Source organism: Hyella patelloides LEGE 07179, from assembly GCF_900659865.1.
Taxonomy (GTDB): domain Bacteria; phylum Cyanobacteriota; class Cyanobacteriia; order Cyanobacteriales; family Xenococcaceae; genus Hyella; species Hyella patelloides.
The window spans coordinates 1-6,961 of record NZ_LR214379.1 but is presented as its reverse complement, the minus strand read 5'-3'; the positions used below and the strand labels follow the sequence as shown (position 1 = coordinate 6,961).

The 6,961-nt window shown below is 36.1% G+C and carries 9 protein-coding genes; 3 read left to right on the top strand and 6 right to left on the bottom strand.

All coding sequences use genetic code 11. The features are described from left to right. Positions 1 to 607 (top strand): Crp/Fnr family transcriptional regulator (locus H1P_RS34780; protein WP_144876256.1); only part of this gene is annotated, 607 nt, incomplete at its 5' end. A gap of 171 nt (positions 608 to 778) precedes the next feature. Here the strand turns inward: H1P_RS34780 and H1P_RS34775 are convergent. The 3 genes from H1P_RS34775 to H1P_RS34765 all read right to left on the bottom strand — a co-directional run bounded on the left by H1P_RS34775 (position 779) and on the right by H1P_RS34765 (position 3,517). Continuing rightward, a complete protein-coding gene (locus tag H1P_RS34775) occupies positions 779 to 2,047 on the bottom strand; it encodes an AAA family ATPase (RefSeq protein WP_144876254.1) in 1,269 nt (422 codons plus the stop codon). A gap of 159 nt (positions 2,048 to 2,206) precedes the next feature. Continuing rightward, a complete protein-coding gene (locus tag H1P_RS34770) occupies positions 2,207 to 2,839 on the bottom strand; it encodes an RNA ligase family protein (RefSeq protein WP_144876252.1) in 633 nt (210 codons plus the stop codon). A 300-nt stretch (positions 2,840 to 3,139) separates the two neighbouring features. Further along, positions 3,140 to 3,517: a hypothetical protein gene (locus H1P_RS34765; RefSeq protein WP_144876251.1), complete on the bottom strand. Its 378-nt coding sequence runs from the start codon at positions 3,515 to 3,517 to the stop codon at positions 3,140 to 3,142. A gap of 626 nt (positions 3,518 to 4,143) precedes the next feature. On the opposite strand from H1P_RS34765, the gene H1P_RS34760 reads away from it, so the two are divergent. Continuing rightward, entirely contained in the window at positions 4,144 to 4,365 is a 222-nt protein-coding gene (locus tag H1P_RS34760) for a DUF2811 domain-containing protein (protein ID WP_144876249.1), read from the top strand. Positions 4,366 to 4,408: 43 nt separating this feature from the next. Then, positions 4,409 to 5,029, top strand: coding sequence for an aminoacyl-tRNA hydrolase (pth, locus tag H1P_RS34755; protein ID WP_144876247.1), 621 nt, complete (start codon positions 4,409 to 4,411; stop codon positions 5,027 to 5,029). Here the strand turns inward: pth and H1P_RS34750 are convergent. The 3 genes from H1P_RS34750 to H1P_RS34740 all read right to left on the bottom strand — a co-directional run bounded on the left by H1P_RS34750 (position 5,026) and on the right by H1P_RS34740 (position 6,876). Beyond that, positions 5,026 to 5,370 carry a hypothetical protein gene (locus H1P_RS34750; RefSeq protein WP_246142079.1) on the bottom strand — a complete coding sequence of 115 codons (345 nt, stop codon included), beginning with the start codon at positions 5,368 to 5,370 and terminating at the stop codon, positions 5,026 to 5,028. The two genes, pth and H1P_RS34750, sit on opposite strands and share 4 nt — an antisense overlap. A gap of 784 nt (positions 5,371 to 6,154) precedes the next feature. Next, positions 6,155 to 6,442 (bottom strand): GNAT family N-acetyltransferase, encoded by a 288-nt coding sequence (locus tag H1P_RS34745; protein WP_186376329.1) that lies wholly within the window; start codon positions 6,440 to 6,442, stop codon positions 6,155 to 6,157. Between the two features lie 110 nt (positions 6,443 to 6,552). After that, positions 6,553 to 6,876: a RidA family protein gene (locus tag H1P_RS34740; RefSeq protein WP_222427403.1), complete on the bottom strand. Its 324-nt coding sequence runs from the start codon at positions 6,874 to 6,876 to the stop codon at positions 6,553 to 6,555. Positions 6,877 to 6,961: the final 85 nt, after the last annotated feature.

Here is a 6,961-nt window from a genome sequence, read left to right as displayed (position 1 = left end):
CCAAGTATCTTTAACTCAAGATCCTGAATCACCATCTGAAAATTCATCTGTAACCAAAAAGCCAGCTAATTCGCTGTCTTCTTCACCAAATAAAGCACCAAATACAGTTAATCAAATTTCTGTTTCTCAATCAGAATATTCTGATGATTTAGAAGAAGCTTTTTTAGGTTTTGTTAATGCTGGTCAACCTTTTGAAATTGTGGCTGAGGCTTATTGTGATATCGAAGCTTACGCCCATGTAGAGGATACAGACGTAATTTGGCTATATTGGAACGATTTAGAGAATTGGCCTCATTTTCGTCAAGAAATTTATGAGGTACTAAGGTATCAACATCAACGCAAGTTATTATGGCTTTCTGCTTTGGGTCAAAGAAAGACTATCGAGCGTTTAATGGCTTTTCTGACCCTCTTGATTGAAGAATACGGTGAAACTTGCGAAGAAGGCTATTGTCTTCCCTATACGCTCACCCATGCTCAAATTGGCAGCACTATTGGCTCTACTAGAGTGACAGTAACTCGCTTGATGGGCAAGTTGCGTCGTCAAGGTGCAATTATTGTCCGTGAAGATAATTTAATTTGTCTTCCCTTTAAAAAAGAGGTGGAATGAAGTCGTGATGTCAGGAGTTGGGGAGCGTGATATAAGCATAATGTGAGCAGAGAATGCAATAAGTAATGAGTAATGAGTATAGAACCTCTGTTTTATTCAGACTTTTTCGTGCCGACCCTAATTAGGTGATTCAGCAATTGGTGACAACTATCAACCATGAACCACTAACCACTAACAATTCCCATAACTAGCTAAAGTTTTGCCTTGTTCGTCAACTATGATTACTCGATGAGCTTCATCTATTTCAGGAAATTCCATCACTTTTATTTGTCTACTTAATACCGCTTCAGGAATACTCTGACGACGCTGTTTGTTGCGCTCTAAATATACAGACTCTTCACAGTGAAAAATCACCAAGGTAATCAATGCACCATAATTTTGGCTCAAACTAATTATTTGCTGTCGAAAATCACGGCGTAAATTAGTTGCATCCCACACCACTTTATGATGAGCGCGGAGATGAACTTTTAATCTTTCTTTGGCAATAGATACAATTTTACTATTTTCTGCTTGATTTTTGCGATCGCCTGTAATTTCAACTCTCAGATTGTCAAGAGAAATAATCTTATAGTCAGGAAGATTTTGCTCAATCCAAGTAGATTTACCCGAACCACTAATGCCAAAAGTTAATACTACCTGGGGAAAAGAATCGCGATAATTATAAGAGCGGGCTAACTCTTCTTCAGGAAAGAGAATTTTTCCTACTTCCCAATTTTTGATGGCATTACCTAATACTAAATCTTTAGTATCGCTATCCCAACCAGCTAATTCTTGATTAAAGTAATCACGCCATTTTTGATATTCAGTACCGTAACGTTCCCAAGCTCGATACTCTTGAGCAAATAAACCATACATTTCTACATAGTCAATTTGCTGCTGTTTATCCCGACATTCTCTCCCTCTAATATCCGCTAGCTCTAGCCAATAAAGTAATTCAGGGTTAGCTAAACGGGCAATTCTTTGATAATTACCTGCGGACTTTTCTTTAATTACTAATTTCTTAGGGTCGTGATGATAGCCCACTAAACCTAGAGTTTCTTCTACTACTTCATAATCTAGCCCTAAACCCATTAATTTTGGTGCAAGATAAGAACGACCAATACTAGCGTGTCTGGGTGCTACCGTCCGCACAATTCCTTGGATATCTTGTTCTTTGGTGGTTAAAGGTTTAGCAATATCATGTAGTAATGCTCCTAAAATCAAACTCAGGCGATGTTTTGGGCTTAAATGAATAGCTTCTGTTTCTAATATTTTATAAGTTTCTTCCAATACCATTCCTGTATGAATATGAACATCACCTTCTGCGTGCCATTCTCGATCTTGGGGAGTGGATTTATATGCTTTTAATAACGAAATGCGATCGCCTAAAACTGCCACAAATTCATCAATATTAGGCATTGCACCATGCAATATTTGCTGTAAAAACTCACTAATTATCATCTTTCTGTTTATTTTGTTCTCTCTATTATTAATATCGATCGTTTATGTATAGCAGTTTCGTCGAAACGTCTCTATTTATGGCTATTCGCTACTTACTTAATTCCTTATTTCTTGATTTTTAACTGGCTAACAGCAAGCGAGCCTAAAGCTTATAGCTGGTTAAATTAAGCCATTGGGAATAATTTTTTGATACATCCAATGTTCATTTGTTTGAACGTGATTTTTTCTGACCCATTTAGCTATGTTGCTTGCAAAATCATCAAAATGAAACTGCTCTACTTTTCTAACTACATAACCTTCACAGCGATCTAAATCGAGCTGATCGCTAATATTCTTAATTATGGCTTCATCCCAGATTCCTTGATAAATTACAGGAACTAATTCTAATTCTAAAATTTCAGTCCATTCTTGAGTTTCAGACCAACTTAAACACTCATTATTTTCATTCCAAATGGAAAAGACATAGAAATAACTTTTTAAATTGTCATAAGCAATCGAATGCCTTGCATACATATTCTCGCCACAGATACGCCATCCTGGGGGGATATTATGGGAAATAGAGCCTTGTAAAGCCTTCACCCATGCTCTAGAAAAATGATGACTACTATCTAGAGAACGTGCATGAATGCAGTCGGAATAAAAAGTGGTATTTTCCCCGTCTAGTTTTTCTGAAACTATTATCTGAGAGTTGGTAAAAATTTCATTACTGTTCAATTTGATATCATCCCCTCCTACCCCAGGAGAAAAACTTAAATGAGGGGTTCTGGGGTATTTATAGAGTTGAGAAGACATGAGCGAAAAGCTAACTAATAAATACGGTGTTACTGATTTAAGATTGAAAATACAAAAGTAATACTGCTCGTAGCCATTAGCTGTTAACTACTAGCTTTTAAGCAATTTTGATCGGTAGGTGGAAAGCAAAATATTGGTTTATCGTACCCCGATTCAGTAATTCAATAAATACTATTGTAGCTAAAATAATTACAAGAGCTAACGGACATTATTAACTATGGAAACATAAACATAAGTAAACATAAGTAGAATCTGAACCCACGATCGCAGAACGATTGATGCTACTATCTATATGATCTTTTAGTTACGATTGGATTGTAGCTTTTGATAAGTATCAGGAAATGCTGTGGTACAAACTTGGTGAGGAAATTCATTATCTCCTTCTCCCCAAGGCTCCCAATTAGAACTGGAATCTTTTAATTGCAGTTTAAAAGTGCGATTTTGGCAGTTAATGCTTAATTGTCCATAAGCAATATCTATTCCAGATATTGTTGCTTTTAAAGGAACAGTCCAGATATTGTCATCGATCGTGTCTCCATCCAAATCTATATAGTATTTGTATTCCTCATTTTCAATGAAAGTAACCCAAGTTGCTGCTTGAACAGGAAGATTAATGAAGATACTGCTGGCAAAAATGCCAATGCCTAAAATTTTTTTGATTGCTTTGGAGAACCACATAGTTACTGAGATTGTTATTCAGTATAAATTTTTAATTGGTGACATTGATATTTAGATTCGCCTTTAAAGTTTTATGCATTTAATAAAATGTATTGCTTTCGTTGTACAAGACAATAAATTCTAAAAAGCAAAAGATTTTGTAGCGATCTCTAAAAAACGAAAAAGTATTACTTGCTACTTAATCAAGCATTGAATTAAGAATCAACATAAATTAGCAATTCTTATTTTTTACTCCAGTTTTACCCCACAGATTCCCCACTATTTCCACAAGCAATTTCAAATTTTCCACATTTTACCCAGACTTTTCCACAGGCAATGACGAGAGAATCAATTTTTGACTACTAAATGGGGATTTTATAATCTGGTTTTTTATTTGTAGTTTTCCCAACAGTCAATATAAAATTATGTAACAAAAAAATGCCTTAAAACCCTATTGTTTCGTTAGAAAAACATAAATACCACCCAATCATTAATATTTAGTAACATTGACAAAACCACCCCCTCTTAGACGAAAATGATTCAGCGACCAAGAATGCGATCGGGTTCAATGTTCCATAACATCTGGGATACAAGCGATCGCTTATTGCAAAACACCTTTGATTAACCAAGGAGCAAAAGAGACAATCATGAAAGCAGCAGTCAGCATTTTGGCAGAAATCCCTGAAGAATTACATCAATCATTAAAAAGCTATCTCGAAACCCATCCTAACTGGGATCAAGATCGGGTATTCGCTGCTGCGCTATCTCTCTTCTTATTGCAAAATAGTGGAGAACAAGACAGTGAAACTTCCCAAAATTACCGTGCTTGTGCGAGAGTTTATTTAGAAACTTTATTTCAACAGTATTAGAAAGCAGGCGATTCTCTAAATCAAGAATCGTGCCACGGTAAACATGACCCCAGAAAGTAAAAGCAAAATAGTCATCCCTGAATTGATCGTAGGCTTGGGTAATCCTGAGCCAAAATATGACCAGACAAGACACAATATTGGCTTCGATGCTGTAGATAATCTAGCAGATGCCTGGGGACTGTCTTGGAAAGAAAATAAACGCTTTCAGGGGTTGATTTCAGAAGGGGTGTCTCCCTACGGCAATAAAGTTCGCTTGCTCAAGCCTTTAACTTATATGAATCGTTCTGGGCAAGCGGTAAGAGCCGTAATAGACTGGTATAAGATTTCCTCTCAATCTGTGTTAGTGATTTACGATGAGATGGATTTACCTATAGGTAGGTTACGTATTCGCCTATCAGGTTCGGCAGGAGGGCATAATGGGATGAAATCGATTATTTCTCACCTTGCTAATCAAAATTTCCCTCGTTTACGTATTGGTATTGGCAAGTCTACTGGTAAAAAGCAAACCATAAGCCACGTTTTAGGAAAGTTTGCACCTGAAGAAAAAAAAGTAATCAAGGAAGTGTTGCAACTATCTACTGATGCTGTGGAGCGTAGCCTAAAAGAGGGAGTAGAAAAAGCTATGAGTCTTTATAACAGTAAACAAATTAACGTGGATGGTTAGTTTCTATCTAATTGATTCAAGAGCCATTCAACGGAATTAAGATATTGAGCATCGTTGAGAGTATCTTTGGCAAGTCTCCCAGAAGCGATTGCAGCTTGGACTAAATCTTCTGCTTGAATTCTGTGAGAGTGAATTTTAGACAAGAGAGACAAATTAGAGGGAATGCCTTGATTAGTAAAACGACCTTGATAGCTACCATGAACCAAATTGAAAGGAGTAATTCGCTCGATCTTAATAGCGTTAGCTCGATTAATGGTAATTACTTCGTTAGCTAAAACAGGAGTAACCAAACTAGAAACTATTAAAGCAGAGAGAGTAGAAATTATCGAATTTTTCATCATTATTCTCCTAACTTATTTGTTGAACTGAAGTTGAATTCGATTACTAGAACCTCCTGAAATGCAAAGCCCGTGAGATAGTTTGTCTTTCAGGATTTTTACCTAAGAAAGCAATCGAGAAGAAGCGAAGAAGAATCAAAACCAACTAATGGGTCAGGCAATTTTAGATTAAATAATTTTAGATTTACACTTTGGCTAATTATGCCTTGGGTTAAATAGTTTGCTTGCCGAAGAAACTTTTCAGAGACAAGAAGGCTTTTACTTGCTCAGGGATATATTCATGATTTTTGATTCTCTAATTTCCGCCAGTAGGTAATTGCGGTTGGTAAATTACACTGCAATCTATAAGCATTATTTCTATAATCACTAATCAACCAAAAAATCTGTTATATGTGTAACAAAGCTTTAGTAAAATTATAACATCATGACATTTAAAGTTAAAATACCATGACATTATTGTGAAGTTATGTTTGAGTAAAAAGAATTTTAGTAAGCCTTGTGCTTAAATCGGTAGGTATGCTGATTTTGCGATATTGCTTAATCCATCAAAATTCAGCAACACCGATTTTTGATTCTCTAAAGAAAATTTGCGATTAAACAGAGTCTTATCTTACGACATTTCTGAATAACTGTGCTATGTTGTGACAAAACACTTTGTAAGACAATTGAGCGAGCGACCCTTGAAGAAACAGTCGAGAGATTAGTCTGCTCATATCTACACCACAATAGCCGAAGTTAATTTCATCTCATGTTTGATTACGCCGACTCTTGGGTTTGGCGATCGAGTTCACTGAGACGATCTTTCAGAAAATGATTGCTTAGCTGGTAATTGCAAGCGAATGATTGCAAAGCCTGTTTGCTCATAGACTTTTTCTTCAATAGGTTCAAAGCCGTATTTTTCATAGAACCTGCAAGCGATCGCATTAGCTGCGAACACTTCCACATAGATTTGATTTCGTAGCTTTTTAGCCTTATTGATTAGTCCACTGCCAAAACCTTTTTTGTGATGCTGGAGATGAACGAATATAGCACCTACCTCGTTACCAAGTAGCGAGATAAAACTAACAACATCCAATACACAATTAATCTTTCTAGTTTTGGTTTTTCTGTTTTTGATTTACTGCGGAGGTAACTTGTTTGATTATTTTTCAGGTAGGTAGAGCGACTGATATGACGAGATCGAAGTTATTCTGGTATTATAGCGATCGCATCAATCTCAAATAACATCCCATCTAACGCTAACCTTGGCACTGGAACTAATGTTTGCGCTGGTGTTTTTTTACCCCAAATTGCTAAGATTTCCGACGTTAGCTGTTCTAACTTTAACTCATCATGATCGACAACAAAGGTACTAATTTTAACTACATACTTGGGTTCTGTTCCTGCTGCGATTAAAGCAATTTTCAGATTGGCAAAAGCTTGTTTTAACTGATCGACAAAATCAGGGGCAAGATTACCATGTTTGTCCCAGCAATTCTCATTATGAAAATGATTATCAGTATTTGACAAATTTGAGATGACTAAAAACCTAATTCTTTCGCTCTCAGATTGAATTTTGCTCTTTTATTTCTGATTTAAGTTCTTGCGTTTTCAT